Source organism: Pseudomonas sp. TYF_14 (assembly GCF_043105275.1).
Classification (GTDB): Bacteria; Pseudomonadota; Gammaproteobacteria; order Pseudomonadales; family Pseudomonadaceae; genus Aquipseudomonas; species Aquipseudomonas alloputida.
The window spans coordinates 1-16,275 of the sequence record NZ_JBICLK010000089.1 but is presented as its reverse complement, the minus strand read 5'-3'; the positions used below and the strand labels follow the sequence as shown (position 1 = coordinate 16,275).

Here is a 16,275-nt window from a genome sequence, read left to right as displayed (position 1 = left end):
CGTGATATATCACGTGGTGGATAATGTTTTATGTGATATATCACGTGTTGGTGTTTTATCATGCGTGATATATCACGTGGATCTCAGGTTTTTAGTGTGATATATCACGAAGTCGCTATGTGATAGATTCTCTACCAGCTTCGCTGAAGGCGGCCAGCGGGGAGAGCGGTGGGGGAGAGGGGGTGACCTGGAAGCTATAGATCGACCACAACGTCTGCCGAATGTGCAGCAGGGCCTGGCACATACTTGCTGAATTCGTTATGTAGGTCAGAAAGAATATGCAGTTTCACACCAGATCCTCTCAGAGACCGGTTTCTTACTCAAGATAACCAAGCAGCCACGGCTGTCCAACATTTCTGCTCAGTTACGCCCTGAGGGCGTAGTCACCAGGCCAATGAACGGCTGACGAAAACATCATTTAGCCCAGCAATCATCAGTAAATGCGGAACAAAGTCATTACACATGTTTGCGAGTGTATTGAATTTGCTCTCGGCACCACCAACCCAATTCCGCTGGCCTCCTTAGCCGCAGGCTGTAAAAAAATATTCCTTCATATGGTTGACTTATGAATATATGTGCTTAATTGATGTTATAATAAAAATATGCAGCAAATGAACGTTGCCAATAATAAAAAGAAGAGGCGAGCATGGAAGAGAAAAGAGGGAAGGGGAGCATATGGATACGAGAGTCAGCAAAAAGCGTAAGCTTTTATCAAGTCGAGTACGGACAAAAAAAGAAGCGCTTAATCACTGTTGCGTATGAAGATCTAGCAGATAAAAGAAAGCAGTACGAAGTTCGCATTCTTTTTCCGTACCGCGAAGCTGCTAATAAGCTCGGGCAGTATTTCATAACCTTCGAGTCTCGTCACAAAGAGAAGCTAGCTCCGAAAAAAGAATATCTTAACCAGAATCAAATACTGGAGGCATTGCAAGCAGTCGAAGAATCTTTAGCTGAGCTAGTGAAGTCAGACCCAAAATGCCAGAAGCCAGAAAACCTCCAACTGGGTTATGAAGTCTGGAGGAGATGGTCGAAGATCAGGCCTAACATCAACACGATTAACGGCTGGAACATCAAAGAATCTGATTCCCAGAAAGCCCTCGGATGGGGAAGCGCTGGAAAAAGAGAGGATGAAAAAGATGGATAAGCCTTTGGCAACAGCAGAAGCAGGGCAGCCTGAGCGCTGCCATGTCTGCGAGTTTCCGGCAGTCGCCGGCCAGGTTCAGGGTGAAGTCGATGGCGAGCAATGCAGCCTTAAGCTTTGCCCAAGCTGCTTCAAGTACGTCTTTCTCTGTCTGCGCGATAGCTACCGGCAAGATCGCCTTTTTGACGATGATTTCGAGATTGATGAGCTGTGTCGGTTTGGCAAAGTGCGGCCAGCACTTGATGCAGAGGAAAAGGAGTGGGAGCAGATGAAGCCGGTAGGGCGAGAACTCTGACCAGGTGACGAACGAGCTATTCACTTGGTGGCACATGGCCGCTACAGTGTCGTAAGTCTCATTCAAGGAGTAGCCGCTATGGGTCTGTTCAGTTCATTAGACGAATTCTTCTTTGGCCCTCCAGGCGTCGCTGGCGGTCTTTTGGGGGATGTTGTAGATGCGATTTCTGAGAATCCAGGTAAAGCCGTTGCTGTCGTCGCTGCGACCGTAGTAACTGGAGGTGCCGCCATGGTTGCAGCTCCGGCGATTGCTGCAACAGCTGGAGCTGCCGGATTGCTCGGTGCGGCGAGCACGGGTACGGCGATCAGCACGCTGTCCGGTGCTGCTCTCACCAACGCATCTCTCGCGGCGTTGGGAGGTGGGGCGGTAGCAGCTGGTGGCGGTGGAATGGCAGTTGGTACTGCTGTCGTTACCGGAGCTGGCGCAGCAGTTGGAGCAGGCGTGTCCGGAGCTGTAGCTGCAAAAAGCTAAATCGATACCAAAGAAAAAGGCACCTCATTCGGTGCCTTTTTATAAGCGCTTGATCATCGATCCTCTCGCCCTAGAGTGTTTTCAGGAACTCCATGAACCTCGAAGACCACCAGCCCACAGTCTTGTGACTAAGCTTGGTCTTTGCGGGAATTATTCCGCGCTTCTCTAGCCTGTGTACAGTGCGCTTCGAAACCCCCAGCATTCTTGCTACGTCAGCAATGCTCAAAAAACGATCAGAAATTACTGCATCCATTTTGCCTCCCTTGATTTATTAAGGCAGATAATAATAATGGGTTTTGCATGGGTCAAGTAATTTCTGATTTGTCAATAGGGTTGTCAATCGCCTGTGTCGGCTCCGTCACGCAGTTCTTTGATGTTGAAGATCCTGATGCCATCGCGGATTTTCCCGGCCTTCAGCTCATCCAGGTACTCACCCCAGCGCAGCAGTGCATCTGTTTTCTCTTGGAGGTACGTGTTCCGGTCGTAGTGCTTCGACTGAATGCCGCTGCGACCATGTGACAGGAGGTGAGCGCGCACATCAGGGCCAATGCCGATGCCTGCCATCAAGGTTTCGGCTGAGACGCGAACGTTTTCCCAAGAAAATTTCATGGTCTTTCCGGCTTTGCTCAGCTCTTTTCCGGCATTGCTGTAAAACTTGCTCGCAGCGTTGCTTGTGATCAGATTTTTGTCAGCGATTGCGAACGGCCCCGCTTCGCAGGTCTGGAGCTGAAGCAGTGGTGCCATGATTTCCCGAGTTTTTTCGGTCCAGGGAAGGAAGTGAGGCAGAGGCTTGGAGCGCTTGCCTTTCCAGTCGAAGACGAAGAACCCGCCATCGTCGATGTGCTTCCATTCCAGAGCCATCAACATCTTTAGCCGCTGTCCGCCAAAATAAATTGGAGCCAATGCAATGGCGCGGTGGCGCTCTGGCAGCGTGTCTAAGTATCTGAGCAGCTCGCCCATTTCGTGCTGCTCAAGAGACTCGGTATTGCCTTCGTAAACATCATCGAGAGAGCCGATTGCAGCCGCAACATTGTATACAATGTCGAATTTCTTCGATGGCTTCCGCTTGCGCTTGAGTGAGTGCTGGCTAGTTTTGGCATTCTCGAAAGCAGCGCACAGATATGTGTGTAGCGTGTCTGCTGTAGAGCGCATGCTTGTTTTTGGCGCTTTCGTGGTTCTGCCTTTGCCGCGATTTGCTGGGGCTCGCTTCATGACAGCAGTCACAACGTCATAGATGTCTTCTTCTGTGATTTCCTTCGCCGGCTTGCTTGCAAGGCCGGGGAAATGGTCATGGATGTGCATTTGGAACATGCGAGCGACCTGAGTAGTTTTCACTCGCTCCCGCTCATCGAGGTCAGCGACGTAATCGTCGAGAAGGTCTTTGAATGTCCCAAGACTGGAGCGAGATTCTGAGGCCAGTGCTTCGGCCTGGAGCTGAGCCTCTTTTTCGGCTTTCTGACGAGCAAGATACTCTTTTGGATTGCCGTGCTCTTTCAGGATCTGAGCAAGCCTTTTAGCTTCGTCGCGTATGTCCGTCAGTCGCATGCCGGTCGAGTTGACAGTTGATGCGTACTTCCCGATGCTGATCTGGCCGGGCTGGCGATTGAGGTTCCAGCGGTAGTAGGCAGTGACTGTGGTCCCCACCTTTTTAAAGAAGATGCTGCCAGTGCCACGACCGGCAAGGCTCTCTGTGAGGGTCTCGCCCTCCTTCATGCCTTTGAGCATCTGATCTCTCACTACCTTGTCTTGCGTATTCCCTGCCATTTCTCACCGCCTAAGTGGTCACTACTGGTTACTACTATAGCAACTACTTCTCGCGTCCTTCAATGTCCCTTCTTGACCTCGACTGTCACTCATTCCATTAAAAAAATCATATAGAACAACGAATTACACTGGATTTTGGGGTGCTTTGGCTGAGGTTGACCATCACTGTCTTTCATTATCTTACCCCTCCTAAGGGGAAGGTTGCAGGTTCAATTCCTGCCTGGGACGCCATTCTCGTCATTCCCATCTTGTCTCCGTCGTCTTCGTTGCCGCCATGCTGCTGTTGACAGCACCTGCGCGTGGCCAGCGCTGTCATGCATCACGTTCGTGGGCTAACACCGCGCTTGACGCCAGCCGCTGGCGCATCAGGAAGTACCCCGCCACCACCAGCAGTACCGTCAGCACCGTGAACCAGAATTGGAAACGCGATGCCGGGTCGAACGCCTGGGTGCCGATGACTGCCAGCAAGGCGAACAGCGCAATGATATTGGTGTAGGGGAACAGCCAGGCACGGAAGGCGTTTGGGGCGACCGCTTCGTGGCGGGTTTTGATGCGCATGGCCACGTGGGCGATGATGATGAAGATCCATACGACCATGACCAGGCTGCCGGTACTCTTGGCCAAGGTCATGAACAGGTCGCCGCCACTGACAAAGTGCACGGTCAGGATCATCGTGCAGATCGACAGGCTCAGCAGCAGTGCATTGATCGGTACGCCCTTGGCACTGGTGCGTGAGAACAGCTTGGGTGCGTGACCGCGCTGGCTCAGCGAGAACAGCATGCGTGAGTTGGAGAACATGAACGAGTTCATCACTGACATGAACGAGACGAACAGCACCAGTTTCATGGCCACTGCCGCACCACCGAACCCGGCCAGGCTGAACAGTGAAACATAGGGCGAGGCCAGGTTGGCCTTGTCGGTCCAGGGCAGGCAAAGGATCAGGATCGACACGGAACCTACATAGAACAGCATCACCCGCAGGATCACGCTCTTGATCGCGCGGATCACGTTCTGTCGGGGGTTCTCTGATTCACCCGCGGCCACAGCGGCAATTTCGCTGCCGCCCAGGGAGAAAATCACCACGATAACGCCGGCCATCACCGGTGACAGGCCGTTGGGCATGAAGCCGTCATGGGCGGTGAGGTTGATCAGGCCTGGGGCGGGAATATCACTGTGCAGGCCGAGCAGGATCGAGACGCCCAGCAGCATGAAGATAAGGATGGTGGCGACCTTCATCGCGGCCAGCCAATACTCTACTTCGGCAAACGAACGCACCGAGTAGGCGTTGCTGGCCATGAGTGTCACCAGCATCAGGAAGGCGCCTGCCCAGATCGGTAGCCAGGGCAGGAAGTCATGCAGGATGGCGCCCAGCAGTACCGCTTCCAGGGTGATGGTCATCATCGACTTGAACCAGTACAGCCAGCCGACCGCAAACCCAGCCCAGTCGCCGAGGTAGGTGTTGGCGTAGGTCGAGAACGACCCTGCATCCGGGTTGCGGCAGGCCATTTCGCCCAGCATGAACATGACCAGGGTGACCACCAGGCCACCAATGAAATACGACAGTATGGCCGCGGGCCCTGCCGATGCGATCAGTGAGCCCGAGCCCATGAACAGCCCTGCACCGATCACCCCACCCAGCGCGATCATGGTGATATGCCGCTGCTTGAGGCTTTGCTTCAAACCGTGTGATTGCATTTCCTTGTCCTCTCTTATTTTAGGGGGGATCCGACATCGTTCCCCTACGCAGGCATCGTCATGCGCCTGCGTCCACGCGTGGCAAATAGCTACCAGCCTGCCACCCTGGACAATAAGGCCAAGGACCTCAAACGAATTCTCTGCACAACATCCTGCCGATTTTTCCTGAGACCGGTGATGGCGCCGGTAGCGTTGCAGTTGACGAAGCCATGCACCACCTGAACGTCGACGCCACCGGACGACGATCAGGCTGGGGCGCCTTGGACGAACCGCGGCGCTATTCTTACCGGCCGCTGCCACACCCTCATACCGGGCGTGCTGCTTGTTGCTCTTCATCCAGGCCGCCGTCCACCTTGGCGACCTGCTCTTGCGCTTTCTCCTCGATCTTGCGCTCGATGTCTTCTTTCATGCGCTGGGCGATCAACTCGTCGACCTTTGCTTTCATTTCGGGCGGCAGGGCGTCGTACTCTTCTTCGGTCAAGCCGATTTCACGCAGCAGTTTTTCCTTGATCATCTCGCCGGGCGACTTGGACATGAAGTCGTGAAATTCCTGCCGGGCAGTCTTGGGCGGCAGGGGTTCTCCGATGATCGTCTCGGTGGTCGCAGAACCTAGGTTTTGCAGCATCACCTTGAACTTGGCAAAGGCTTCTGCACGAGCATCCTCTGCGTTTTGCTGAGCGGTGCTGCCCCCGCTCTGATGTTGGCTCGCCGTGTTGGCGGTGGATATTGGCGTGCGCAGCGGTGCAATCTGGGCCACTGTCTGCTCATCGCTGGTGTACCGAGGCTGGTGGAGCGTGGGCTGCCAGCTGACGCCGTTAGGGGCGATTATCATGTTTCCTCCTTGGAAATCTCGTTGGCAGGTACCAAGCGCAAAATCCATGCCAGCGCTGTGCCGGTCGAAATCAGGGCGTTGGCACTATTTCGGTTGCACGTGGGTGGGCATATGCTTGCCCGTGATAGGCATCATCTTGCCGCTCGCGGCAATCAACACCACTGTCGGCAGCCCCTTGATCGGAGCGCAGTTGCTGGGCATCAGGGAGAGCGTCCATGAGTCAAGACACCAGGCCGGTACCTGCCGGCTTCAGTGAACAGCAATTGCACACCTTGTTCGATTTGATCAGCGATGGCATCTGGGACTGGAATGCCAATACGGGTTACGTCTATCGCAACCCGGGCTGGTACAGCATGCTGGGTTATGCCAGCCACTCCATGGCCAACTCGGTATTTACCTGGGAAAGCGTGATCCATCCCGAAGACTATCCACGGGTAATGGCCCATTTCGAGGCCTACATCAATCATCGCAACGAGCGCTACCGCATTGAATACCGTTGCCGTTGTCAGGACGGCAGCTACATCTGGATCGAAGACAGCGGCTACATCATCGCGCATAACGAGGACGGTTCCGTGGCACGCATGCTGGGTGCGCATCGCAATATCGACGCTGGCAAGCGTTTGGTGTCTCAACTGGAACAGAAGAACCAGTCGCTGGAGTTTCAGGTGGCCGAACGCACCCGTGAGTTGTCCTGGGTGAACCAGCAGTTGCAGCGGCAACTGGACGAGAACCGTGAATTGGCCGAACGCGATGCGTTGACCCGTGTCGCCAACCGTTACCGGCTGGAGAGCGCGTTGCAGCTGGAGTGCCAGCGCGCCCAGCGCTTCCGCCAGCCGTTGTCGCTGATTGCCATGGACATGGATGATTTCAAGCCGATCAACGACCGCTACGGTCACGCCCGTGGCGATGCGGCGCTGGTCCGGGTGGCCGAAAGCCTGCGCACCTGCTTGCGCGAACTGGACCTGCTGGCGCGCTGGGGCGGTGACGAGTTCGTCATCGTGCTGCCGCAGACCGCGCTGGGGGAGGCGCTGGATGTGGCGGCGCGCTTGCGTCAGGTGCTGGAGCAGGTGGAGCCGGTGGGTGACTGCCGGCTGACCATGAGCTATGGCGTGGTGCAATGGCGGGAAGGGGAGGACCAGCACGCGCTGCTGGCGCGTGCCGACAAGGCGCTCTACAGGGCCAAGGGGACAGGCAAGAACGCAATTGCCGAGTAGCTAGCCCCTCAAAGAGTGTGCGGTTCTCTGGAGGCTTAGATGGCCTGAATGAAAAAAGACCCGCAGCGCCTCTCGGCGCAGCGGGCCAAATCGGCCTCGGCCGCTTCAGTGTCAGATATGCAAGGCGTGGCCCAGGGCGCGCAGTGCGGCTTCCTGTACCGCTTCACCGAGCGTTGGGTGGGCATGAATGGTACCGGCCACATCTTCCAGGCACGCGCCCATCTCCAGCGATTGGGCAAACGCGGTGGACAGCTCGGAGACCGCGACGCCAACCGCCTGCCAGCCCACGATCAGGTGGTTGTCACGGCGCGCCACCACCCGCACGAAACCGCTTTTCGATTCCAGGCTCATGGCCCGGCCGTTGGCGGCAAACGGGAACTGCGCGACGATGCAGTCCAGGCCCTGCTGGCTGGCTTGTTCCGGGGTCTTGCCGACCACCACCACTTCCGGGTCGGTAAAGCACACGGCGGCAATCGCTGTCGGTTCAAAGCGTCGGGCCTTGCCGGCGATGATTTCGGCGACCATCTCGCCCTGGGCCATGGCCCGGTGCGCCAGCATCGGTTCGCCAGCGACGTCGCCGATGGCCCAGACGTTGTGCATGCTGGTGTGACAGCGCTCGTCGATGGCAATGGCGGCGCCGTTCATCTTCAGGTCCAGGCATTCCAGGTTGAAACCCTTGGTGCGTGGCCGGCGGCCCACGGCCACCAGTACCTGGTCGGCCTCAAGGCGCAGTTGCCCACCCTTGCCGTCGCTGGCCAGCAGGCAGCCATTTTCGTAGCCCTCGACGCTGTGGCCCAGGTGCAACGCTATGCCCAGTTTCTTCAGCGACTCGGCCACCGGGGCGGTCAATTCGCTGTCGTAGGTCGGCAGGATGCGCTCACGCGCTTCCACCACACTCACCTGTGCACCCAGCTTGCGATAGGCAATGCCCAGCTCCAGGCCGATATAGCCACCGCCGACCACTACCAGGTGTTGCGGCAGGGCTTTCGGCGCCAGGGCTTCGGTCGAGGAAATCACCGGGCCACCCAGCGGCAGCATAGGCAGTTCGACACTGCTGGAACCGGTCGCCAGCAACAGATGCTCGCACTGGATACGCTGGCCATCGACCTCGACCTGCTTGCCGTCCAGTACCTTGGCCCAACCATGCACCACTTTCACCCCGTGCTTTTTCAGCAGAGCGGCAACACCTGTGGTCAGGCGGTCGACAATGCCGTCCTTCCAGGTGACGCTCTGGCCGATGTCCAGGCGCGGCGAAGCCACGCTGATGCCCAGCGGCGAGGGTTCGGTAAAGCGCGAGGCCTGGTGAAACTGCTCGGCCACGTGGATCAGCGCCTTGGACGGGATGCAGCCGATGTTCAGGCAGGTGCCGCCCAGTGCCTGGCCTTCCACCAGTACGGTAGGAATGCCCAGTTGCCCGGCGCGGATGGCTGCTACATAGCCGCCAGGGCCGCCGCCGATGATCAACAGGGTAGTCTGGATAATCTGTTGCATGCTCACTCCACGAACAGGCAGGCGGGTTGTTCGAGCAGGCCACGTACGGCCTGGATGAACAGGGCGGCGTCCATGCCATCGACCACGCGGTGGTCGAACGAGCTGGACAGGTTCATCATCTTGCGCACGACGATCTGGCCGTCGATCACCACTGGCCGTTCGACCATGCGGTTGACCCCGACGATTGCCACTTCCGGGGTGTTGACCACCGGCGTGCTGACAATGCCACCCAGGGCGCCAAGGCTGGTCAGGGTGATGGTCGAGCCGGACAGCTCTTCACGGCTGGCCTTGTTGTTACGTGCAGCGTTGGCCAGGCGCGAAATCTCGCCGGCATTGGCCCACAGGCTGCCCGCTTCGGCGTGGCGCAGCACGGGCACCATCAGGCCGTTGTCACCTTGGGTGGCAATGCCCACATGCACCGCGCCATGGCGGGTGATGATCTGCGCTTCGTCATCGTAGGTCGCGTTGATCTGCGGGAAGTCACGCAGCGCCACGACCAGGGCGCGTACCAGGAATGGCAGCAAGGTCAGCTTGCCCCGGCTGTCGCCGTGCTTGCTGTTGAGTTGCTGGCGCAGGGCCTCCAGGGCGGTGACGTCGATTTCCTCGACATAACTGAAGTGCGCGACCCGGCGTTTGGCGTCCTGCATGCGCTGGGCGATCTTGCGGCGCAGGCCGATCACTGGAACCTGCTCGCTGTCGGTGCGCTTGGCATAACCATCAGGTGCTTGCCCGGCATTGCTTTGCGGCTTGCTCATGAAGGCATCGAGGTCTTCGTGCAGAATACGCCCGGCCGGGCCGCTACCATGCACATAACGCAGTTCGATACCGGCGTCCAGGGCGCGTTTGCGCACGGCCGGCGAGGCCAGCGGCTTGTCGCCCGGCTGGCGCGGCACGATGGGCGCAGCTTCGTGGTTGGCGGGCGCCTGGCGCACGGCGGGTTTTACGTCTTTCTGCGGTTCCGGCTTGGCTGCAATCGGGGCGGCCGGGGCCTCTACCGGTTTTGGCTGAGGCACGTCCACATGGTTGCCGCTGCCTTCCACTTCGATGCGGATCAGTTCGCTACCGACCGCCATCACTTCCCCGGGCTGGCCACCCAGGGCCAACACCTTGCCGCTGACCGGCGAGGGGATTTCCACGGTGGCCTTGTCGGTCATGACGTCGGCCACCACCTGGTCCTCGGCGATGATGTCGCCGACCTTGACGAACCATTCCACCAACTCGACCTGCGCGATGCCTTCGCCAATGTCCGGCATCTTGATGACGTGCGTGCCCATTCAGACCTCCATGACCTTTTTCAGTGCCGCACCTACCCGCGAAGGGCCTGGGAAGTAAGCCCATTCCTGTGCGTGAGGGTAGGGGGTGTCCCAGCCGGTGACGCGTTCGATCGGCGCCTCCAGGTGGTGGAAGCAGTGCTCCTGCACCAGCGACACCAGCTCGGCACCGAAGCCGCAGGTGCGGGTGGCCTCGTGCACCACCACGCAACGGCCGGTCTTTTTCACCGACTCGACGATAGTGTCCAGGTCCAGCGGCCACAGGCTGCGCAGGTCGATCACTTCGGCATCGACGCCGCTTTCTTCGGCGGCCACCTGGGCCACGTACACCGTGGTGCCGTAGGTCAGCACGGTCACGTCATTGCCAGGGCGGGTAATGGCGGCCTTGTCCAGCGGTACGGTGTAATAACCGTCGGGCACGGCGCTGTGCGGGTGCTTCGACCACGGGGTTACAGGGCGGTCGTGGTGGCCATCGAACGGGCCGTTGTACAGGCGTTTGGGCTCCAGGAAGATTACCGGGTCGTCGCATTCGATCGAGGCAATCAACAGGCCTTTGGCGTCATAAGGGTTGGACGGCATCACGGTGCGCAGGCCGCACACCTGGGTGAACATCGCTTCCGGGCTCTGGCTGTGAGTCTGGCCGCCATAGATGCCGCCGCCGCAAGGCATGCGCAGGGTCAGCGGGGCAATGAACTCGCCGGCCGAACGGTAACGCAGGCGGGCCAGCTCGGAGACGATCTGGTCGGAGGCCGGGTAGAAGTAGTCGGCGAACTGGATCTCCACCACCGGGCGCAGGCCATAGGCACCCATGCCCACGGCGGTACCGACGATGCCGCTCTCGGAGATGGGCGCGTCGAACACGCGCGATTTGCCGTACTTGTTCTGCAGGCCTTCGGTGCAGCGGAACACGCCGCCGAAGTAACCGACGTCCTGGCCGTACACCACCACATTGTCGTCGCGCTCAAGCATGACATCCATGGCCGAGCGCAGGGCCTGGATCATGGTCATGGTAGTGGTGGCCATGGCGGTTTCCGGGTTGATGCTGTTGTTGTGGTCGTTCATCTCAAACCCCCAGTTCCTGGCGTTGACGGCGCAGGTGGTCGGGCATTTCCTTGTACACATCCTCGAACATCGAGGCGGCGCTCGGGATGTGCCCGTTGGCCAGGGTGCCGTACTGCTCGGCTTCTTTCTGTGCGGCAATCACCGCAGCTTCGAGCTCGGCCGTGACGGCCTGGTGTTCTTCCTCGGACCAGTGGCCGATCTTGATCAGGTGCTGCTTCAGGCGGGCGATCGGGTCACCCAGCGGGAAGTGGCTCCAGTCGTCGGCAGGGCGGTACTTGGAGGGGTCGTCCGACGTCGAGTGCGGGCCGGCACGGTAGGTGACCCACTCGATCAGGCTTGGGCCCAGGCCGCGGCGGGCGCGCTCGGCCGCCCAGCGCGAGGCAGCGTACACGGCGACGAAGTCGTTGCCGTCAACCCGCAGCGAAGCAATACCGCAACCCACGCCACGGCCGGCAAAGGTGGTCGACTCGCCACCGGCGATGGCCTGGAAGGTGGAAATGGCCCATTGGTTGTTGACCACGTTGAGGATGACCGGGGCGCGGTATACGTGGGCAAAGGTAAGGGCGGTGTGGAAGTCCGACTCGGCAGTAGCGCCGTCACCGATCCATGCCGAGGCGATCTTGGTATCGCCCTTGATCGCCGATGCCATGGCCCAGCCGACCGCCTGCACGAACTGGGTCGCCAGGTTGCCGCTGATGGTGAAGAAGCCGGCTTCGCGCACCGAATACATGATCGGCAACTGGCGGCCCTTGAGGGGGTCGCGCTCGTTGGACAGCAGTTGGCAGATCATCTCGACCAGCGACACGTCGCGGGCCATCAGGATGCTTTGCTGGCGGTAGGTCGGGAAGCACATGTCGGTGCGGTTCAGCGCCAGCGCCTGGCCGCTGCCGATGGCTTCTTCGCCCAGGCTTTGCATGTAGAAGGACATCTTCTTCTGGCGCTGGGCAACCACCATGCGGCTGTCGAAGATCCGCGTCTTGAGCATGGCGCGCATGCCTTGGCGGAGGATCTGTGGGTCGATGTCTTCGGCCCAGGGGCCTTGCGCATCGCCTTGCTCGTCGAGCACGCGGACCAGGCTGTAGGACAGGTCGGCAGTGTCGGCAGCATCGACATCGATCGCGGGTTTACGGGCTTGACCTGCATCGTTGAGGCGCAGGTAGGAAAAATCGGTCTGGCAGCCTGGCCGGCCGGTGGGCTCGGGCACATGCAAACGCAGGGGGGCGTACTCGTTCATGCTTTTTACGCTCGCTCGGGTATTTGTTTTTGTGAGCTCTGAAGCGGCCGCCGCTGAGTACCGGCTTGTGACTGGTAAGTCAGCGTCACCTACATCTTAGTGGCCCGGCAGGAGAATTTTTCTCTCAAGTTGATTGCCTTTGCTGAGCGGGGCAGATAAATATTCCGCATAAACACAAAAAACCGGTGATTTTGTCTTATGCGCAAACTCGATCGTACTGATATCGGCATTCTCAACAGCCTGCAAGAGAACGCCCGCATCACCAATGCCGAGCTGGCACGCTCGGTGAACCTGTCGCCCACGCCTTGTTTCAATCGGGTGCGGGCCATGGAAGAGCTGGGAGTGATCCGCCAGCAGGTGACCTTGCTGTCGCCTGAGGTGCTGGGGCTGGATGTGAATGTGTTTATCCATGTCAGCCTGGAAAAACAGGTGGAGCAGTCGTTGCACCGTTTTGAAGAAGAGATCGCCGAGCGGCCCGAGGTGATGGAGTGCTACCTGATGACCGGAGACCCGGATTACCTGCTGCGGGTGCTGCTGCCGAGCATCCAGGCGCTGGAGCGGTTTCTCGATTACCTGACGCGCTTGCCGGGGGTGGCCAATATTCGTTCGAGTTTTGCCCTGAAGCAGGTGCGCTACAAGACGGCGTTGCCGTTGCCGGCCAATGGCATGACCTTGCGGGAGTAGGGGGGCTGTGCCGGCCTCTATAGGCTGCTTGATATTTTAAACACCCGCAGCCTATGTTGTTGTCAGCCTACAACAACAAGGACAAGCGTCATGAGCACCGCTCAGCTCCAGGGCATCGATGAAATCGAATGCGTCACCCCCGACCTCAACGGCGTCCCGCGCGGCAAGGTGATGACCGCCGAAGGCTTCCTCGAAGGCCGTCGCCTGCAGATGGCCCGGGGTGTGCTGCTGCAGTGCATCATGGGTGGCTACCCAGCGGCGAAATTCTACGGCAGTGATGACGGCGACCTGGCACTGGTGGCCGAACCCAGTCAGGTCCACCGCCTGCCCTGGAGCGATGACGGCCGCGCCTTGGCCATCTGTGATGCCAACGAGCTGGATGGCCGGCCCTCGGCACTGTCCACCCGGGGCCAGTTGAAGGCCGTGATAGCCCGCTATGCGGCACTGGGCCTGGCGCCGGTAGTGGCAACCGAGCTGGAGTTCTTCGTCTTTGCCCCCAACACCGACCCGCAGCAACCGTTCCTGCCGCCTGTAGGCAGCGATGGCCGCCGCGAGCTGGGCCATTCGGCGTTCAGTGTCAGTTCCAACAACGGCCTGCGCCCGTTCTTCAAGGAGGTGTACCACTGCATGGCCGCGCTCGGCCTGCCACGTGACACCTTCATGCACGAAATGGGTGTCAGCCAGTTCGAGATCAACCTGCTGCACGGCGACCCGCTGCAGTTGGCCGACCAGACCTTCCTGTTCAAGCACCTGCTCAAGGAAGTGGCGCTCAAGCACGGGCTGACCGTGGTCTGCATGGCCAAGCCGCTGGCGCGTACGCCCGGCAGTTCCATGCACATTCACCAGAGCCTGGTCGAGGCCGGCAGCGGCCGTAACGTATTCAGTGACGAGCAAGGCCTGCCGACAGAAACCTTCCACCATTTCATCGGCGGGTTGCAGGCGTGCATGGCCGACTTCACCGCCCTGTTCGCACCCAACGTCAACTCCTACCAGCGCCTGTGCCACCCCTATGCCTCGCCGAACAATGCGTGCTGGTCCGAGGACAATCGCGCCGCTGGCTTGCGCATTCCGGCCAGTGCGCCGGTCGCGCGACTGGTGGAAAACCGCCTGCCTGGCGCCGATGCCAACCCCTACCTGGCCATTGCAGCCAGCCTGGCCGCCGGGCTGCATGGCATCGAGCAGCGCTTGCAGCCATCGCCGGCCATCCAGGGCGAATTCGAAGTGCCCGAGCACCTGAGCCTGCCGTGCACGCTGCACGCGGCCCTTGAAAGGCTCAAGCGCAGCACGCTGGCGCGGGAACTGTTCGGCAGCGAGTTCATCGAAGGCTACATTGCCAGCAAGACCCTTGAGCTGAGCGATTTCTTCGACGAGATCACGCCGTGGGAGCGCCGGGTCCTGGCGGCACAGGCCTGAGCGCGACACAACCTGCACCGGGCACGCCCCCGCAGTGCCAAATAGCTATCGGGGGCCTGCGCCAGGCGGGTTTTGCCTTTATGCTGCTAGCACCCAAAACTGCCACCTGACCAGGGAGCTCCACGGGACGTATGCGAAATGTATGGAAGCCGTTTCAGTCGTTGTATTTCGCCGCGCTGATGATGTTGATCGGCTCGGGCCTGCTCAGCACCTACCTGGCCCTGCGCCTGGCTGCCGACCATGTCGACAGCCTGTGGGTGGGTGCGTTGATGGCGGCCAACTACTTTGGTCTGGCGGTTGGCGGCAAGGTTGGCCACCGGCTGATCGGACGGGTAGGGCACATACGCGCCTATGCCACCTGTGCCGGTATCGTCGGCGCTGCGGTGCTCGGCCATGGCCTGACCAGCTGGCTACCGGCCTGGGTCGGGCTGCGCGTGATCGTCGGCCTGGGGATGATGTGCCAATACATGGTCATCGAGAGCTGGCTCAATGAGCAGGCCGATGTGAAGCACCGGGGCGCGGTGTTCAGCGGCTACATGATTGCCTCGTACCTGGGGCTGGTGCTTGGCCAGTTGATTCTGGTGGTGCACCCGCAGCTCGGCCCTGAGCTGCTGATGCTGGTGGCGATGTGCTTTGCCCTGTGCCTGGTGCCCGTGGCGATGACCCGGCGTATTCACCCGGCGCCCTTGCGCCCGGCACCGATGGAGCCGAAGTTCTTCATCAAGCGCGTGCCGCAGTCGCTCAGTACGGTTTTGGGCTCGGGGCTGATTGTCGGCTCGTTCTACGGTCTGGCGCCTTTGTATGCGTCAAGCCAGGGGATGAGTACCGAGCAGATCGGTCTGTTCATGGGTAGCTGCATTTTTGCCGGCCTGCTGGTGCAGTGGCCGCTGGGCTGGTTGTCTGACCGTTATGACCGGGCGGTGCTGATTCGGAGTGTGGCAGTGGGGCTGGCGCTGGCGGCTGCGCCATTGGCAATACTGCCCAGTGTGCCGTTGGAGTTGCTGTTCGGTATCGGCTTCCTGATCTCGTTGCTGCAGTTCTGCCTGTACCCGCTGGCGGTTGCCTTTTCCAATGACCACGTGGAAAGCGAGCGCCGGGTATCGCTGACGGCGATGCTGTTGGTGACCTACGGTGTGGGTGCATGCGTCGGCCCGCTGGCGGCAGGCGTTCTGATGAAAGTGCTGGGCGCGCAGATGCTGTATGCCTTCTTCGTATTCTTTGCCCTGGTGCTGGTCTGGCGCATTCGGCCGAAAGCGGTTACCGGCCTGCATCAGGTACAGGATGCACCGCTGGGCCACGTGGCGATGCCGGCGGCCGGTTCGCCATTGTCGGCGGCGCTGGACCCGCGGGTGGATGAGCAGACGGTGCAGGACGTGATGCAGGCGCCGGTGGCGGCTGAAGACACCGAGGATGAAGAGAAGGGCGCGCAGCAACAGGCGCCTGAAGAGGTCAGCAAGTCGGTGTAATCGATGGACTCGCCCCCGCCGAGGCATCACAGTGCCACGGTGGTGTTCGAAGAAGCCAACGGCAGCGAGGGCGAGACCATGAAAAAGCATAGTTCGAAACACGATTCCCTGTCTTCCACTGATGTGGAGCTTTGCACAACCATCTGCGTAGACCTGGCCAAACAGGTCTTCCAATTAGCAGGCGAGGACGCTACTGGTCGGGTGATCTACGAAGATCGCATCAAATCCCGCCAAGCGTTCCA

At 59.6% G+C, this 16,275-nt stretch carries 15 protein-coding genes and 1 pseudogene; 8 read left to right on the top strand and 8 right to left on the bottom strand.

Going from position 1 to position 16,275, the window contains the following annotated elements:
* The first annotated feature begins 646 nt into the window (after positions 1-646).
* From ACF8O8_RS25530 to ACF8O8_RS25520, 3 genes are all read left to right on the top strand, one after another.
* Positions 647-1,144, top strand: a complete 498-nt coding sequence (locus ACF8O8_RS25530; protein ID WP_392510686.1) for a hypothetical protein — start codon at positions 647-649, stop codon at positions 1,142-1,144.
* The gene (locus ACF8O8_RS25525; RefSeq protein WP_392510685.1) at positions 1,137-1,436 is read left to right on the top strand and encodes a hypothetical protein; all 300 of its coding nucleotides are present in this window, start codon (positions 1,137-1,139) and stop codon (positions 1,434-1,436) included. The genes ACF8O8_RS25530 and ACF8O8_RS25525 overlap by 8 nt, the downstream gene beginning before the upstream one ends.
* A gap of 78 nt (positions 1,437-1,514) precedes the next feature.
* A complete protein-coding gene (locus ACF8O8_RS25520; RefSeq protein ID WP_392510684.1) occupies positions 1,515-1,907 on the top strand; it encodes a hypothetical protein in 393 nt (130 codons plus the stop codon).
* Between the two features lie 70 nt (positions 1,908-1,977).
* Here the strand turns inward: ACF8O8_RS25520 and ACF8O8_RS25515 are convergent, their stop codons facing one another.
* The 4 genes from ACF8O8_RS25515 to ACF8O8_RS25500 form a co-directional block, all read right to left on the bottom strand.
* Positions 1,978-2,160, bottom strand: coding sequence for a helix-turn-helix transcriptional regulator (locus ACF8O8_RS25515; protein ID WP_392510683.1), 183 nt, complete (start codon positions 2,158-2,160; stop codon positions 1,978-1,980).
* Positions 2,161-2,243: 83 nt separating this feature from the next.
* A complete protein-coding gene (locus ACF8O8_RS25510; protein WP_392510682.1) occupies positions 2,244-3,632 on the bottom strand; it encodes a tyrosine-type recombinase/integrase in 1,389 nt (462 codons plus the stop codon).
* A 351-nt stretch (positions 3,633-3,983) separates the two neighbouring features.
* A complete protein-coding gene (locus ACF8O8_RS25505) occupies positions 3,984-5,366 on the bottom strand; it encodes an amino acid permease (protein ID WP_010955116.1) in 1,383 nt (460 codons plus the stop codon).
* 304 nt (positions 5,367-5,670) lie between these two features.
* On the bottom strand, positions 5,671-6,198 hold the full coding sequence (locus ACF8O8_RS25500; RefSeq protein ID WP_010955115.1) for a hypothetical protein: 528 nt from the start codon (positions 6,196-6,198) through the stop codon (positions 5,671-5,673).
* Positions 6,199-6,413: 215 nt separating this feature from the next.
* Here ACF8O8_RS25500 and ACF8O8_RS25495 point away from each other — a divergent pair, with 215 nt between their 5' ends.
* Entirely contained in the window at positions 6,414-7,412 is a 999-nt protein-coding gene (locus tag ACF8O8_RS25495; RefSeq protein WP_010955114.1) for a diguanylate cyclase, read from the top strand.
* 111 nt (positions 7,413-7,523) lie between these two features.
* Here the strand turns inward: ACF8O8_RS25495 and lpdA are convergent, their stop codons facing one another.
* Genes lpdA through ACF8O8_RS25475 form a run of 4 tightly spaced genes read right to left on the bottom strand, consistent with a single transcriptional unit; the run spans position 7,524 to position 12,470 of the window.
* Entirely contained in the window at positions 7,524-8,903 is a 1,380-nt protein-coding gene (lpdA, locus tag ACF8O8_RS25490; RefSeq protein ID WP_350298154.1) for a dihydrolipoyl dehydrogenase, read from the bottom strand.
* 2 nt (positions 8,904-8,905) lie between these two features.
* Entirely contained in the window at positions 8,906-10,177 is a 1,272-nt protein-coding gene (locus ACF8O8_RS25485) for a dihydrolipoamide acetyltransferase family protein (RefSeq protein ID WP_350298153.1), read from the bottom strand.
* On the bottom strand, positions 10,178-11,236 hold the full coding sequence (locus ACF8O8_RS25480) for an alpha-ketoacid dehydrogenase subunit beta (RefSeq protein ID WP_012051588.1): 1,059 nt from the start codon (positions 11,234-11,236) through the stop codon (positions 10,178-10,180).
* A gap of 1 nt (position 11,237) precedes the next feature.
* On the bottom strand, positions 11,238-12,470 hold the full coding sequence (locus tag ACF8O8_RS25475) for a 3-methyl-2-oxobutanoate dehydrogenase (2-methylpropanoyl-transferring) subunit alpha (protein WP_010955110.1): 1,233 nt from the start codon (positions 12,468-12,470) through the stop codon (positions 11,238-11,240).
* 198 nt (positions 12,471-12,668) lie between these two features.
* On the opposite strand from ACF8O8_RS25475, the gene bkdR reads away from it, so the two are divergent.
* From bkdR to ACF8O8_RS25455, 4 genes and pseudogenes are all read left to right on the top strand, one after another.
* Positions 12,669-13,154 (top strand): Bkd operon transcriptional regulator BkdR, encoded by a 486-nt coding sequence (bkdR, locus tag ACF8O8_RS25470; protein WP_003254485.1) that lies wholly within the window; start codon positions 12,669-12,671, stop codon positions 13,152-13,154.
* A gap of 171 nt (positions 13,155-13,325) precedes the next feature.
* Positions 13,326-14,567: a glutamine synthetase family protein gene (locus tag ACF8O8_RS25465; protein ID WP_392510802.1), complete on the top strand. Its 1,242-nt coding sequence runs from the start codon at positions 13,326-13,328 to the stop codon at positions 14,565-14,567.
* Between the two features lie 131 nt (positions 14,568-14,698).
* Positions 14,699-16,033 (top strand): MFS transporter, encoded by a 1,335-nt coding sequence (locus tag ACF8O8_RS25460; protein WP_010955108.1) that lies wholly within the window; start codon positions 14,699-14,701, stop codon positions 16,031-16,033.
* Positions 16,034-16,111: 78 nt separating this feature from the next.
* Positions 16,112-16,275 (top strand): annotated as a pseudogene (locus tag ACF8O8_RS25455) (IS110 family transposase); the annotation flags it as partial.

Excerpts from the sequence above, each read along its gene's own strand:
- ACF8O8_RS25485 (WP_350298153.1), bottom strand. The coding sequence starts at position 10,177 with ATGGGCACGCACGTCATCAAGATGCCGGACATTGGCGAAGGCATCGCG.
- ACF8O8_RS25505 (WP_010955116.1), bottom strand. The coding sequence starts at position 5,366 with ATGCAATCACACGGTTTGAAGCAAAGCCTCAAGCAGCGGCATATCACC.
- bkdR (WP_003254485.1), top strand. The coding sequence starts at position 12,669 with ATGCGCAAACTCGATCGTACTGATATCGGCATTCTCAACAGCCTGCAA.
- ACF8O8_RS25475 (WP_010955110.1), bottom strand. The coding sequence starts at position 12,470 with ATGAACGAGTACGCCCCCCTGCGTTTGCATGTGCCCGAGCCCACCGGC.
- ACF8O8_RS25510 (WP_392510682.1), bottom strand. The coding sequence starts at position 3,632 with ATGCTCAAAGGCATGAAGGAGGGCGAGACCCTCACAGAGAGCCTTGCC.
- ACF8O8_RS25480 (WP_012051588.1), bottom strand. The coding sequence starts at position 11,236 with ATGAACGACCACAACAACAGCATCAACCCGGAAACCGCCATGGCCACC.
- ACF8O8_RS25465 (WP_392510802.1), top strand. The coding sequence starts at position 13,326 with ATGACCGCCGAAGGCTTCCTCGAAGGCCGTCGCCTGCAGATGGCCCGG.
- ACF8O8_RS25515 (WP_392510683.1), bottom strand. The coding sequence starts at position 2,160 with ATGGATGCAGTAATTTCTGATCGTTTTTTGAGCATTGCTGACGTAGCA.
- ACF8O8_RS25530 (WP_392510686.1), top strand. The coding sequence starts at position 647 with ATGGAAGAGAAAAGAGGGAAGGGGAGCATATGGATACGAGAGTCAGCA.
- ACF8O8_RS25500 (WP_010955115.1), bottom strand. The coding sequence starts at position 6,198 with ATGATAATCGCCCCTAACGGCGTCAGCTGGCAGCCCACGCTCCACCAG.
- ACF8O8_RS25460 (WP_010955108.1), top strand. The coding sequence starts at position 14,699 with ATGCGAAATGTATGGAAGCCGTTTCAGTCGTTGTATTTCGCCGCGCTG.
- ACF8O8_RS25525 (WP_392510685.1), top strand. The coding sequence starts at position 1,137 with ATGGATAAGCCTTTGGCAACAGCAGAAGCAGGGCAGCCTGAGCGCTGC.
- ACF8O8_RS25520 (WP_392510684.1), top strand. The coding sequence starts at position 1,515 with ATGGGTCTGTTCAGTTCATTAGACGAATTCTTCTTTGGCCCTCCAGGC.
- lpdA (WP_350298154.1), bottom strand. The coding sequence starts at position 8,903 with ATGCAACAGATTATCCAGACTACCCTGTTGATCATCGGCGGCGGCCCT.
- ACF8O8_RS25495 (WP_010955114.1), top strand. The coding sequence starts at position 6,414 with ATGAGTCAAGACACCAGGCCGGTACCTGCCGGCTTCAGTGAACAGCAA.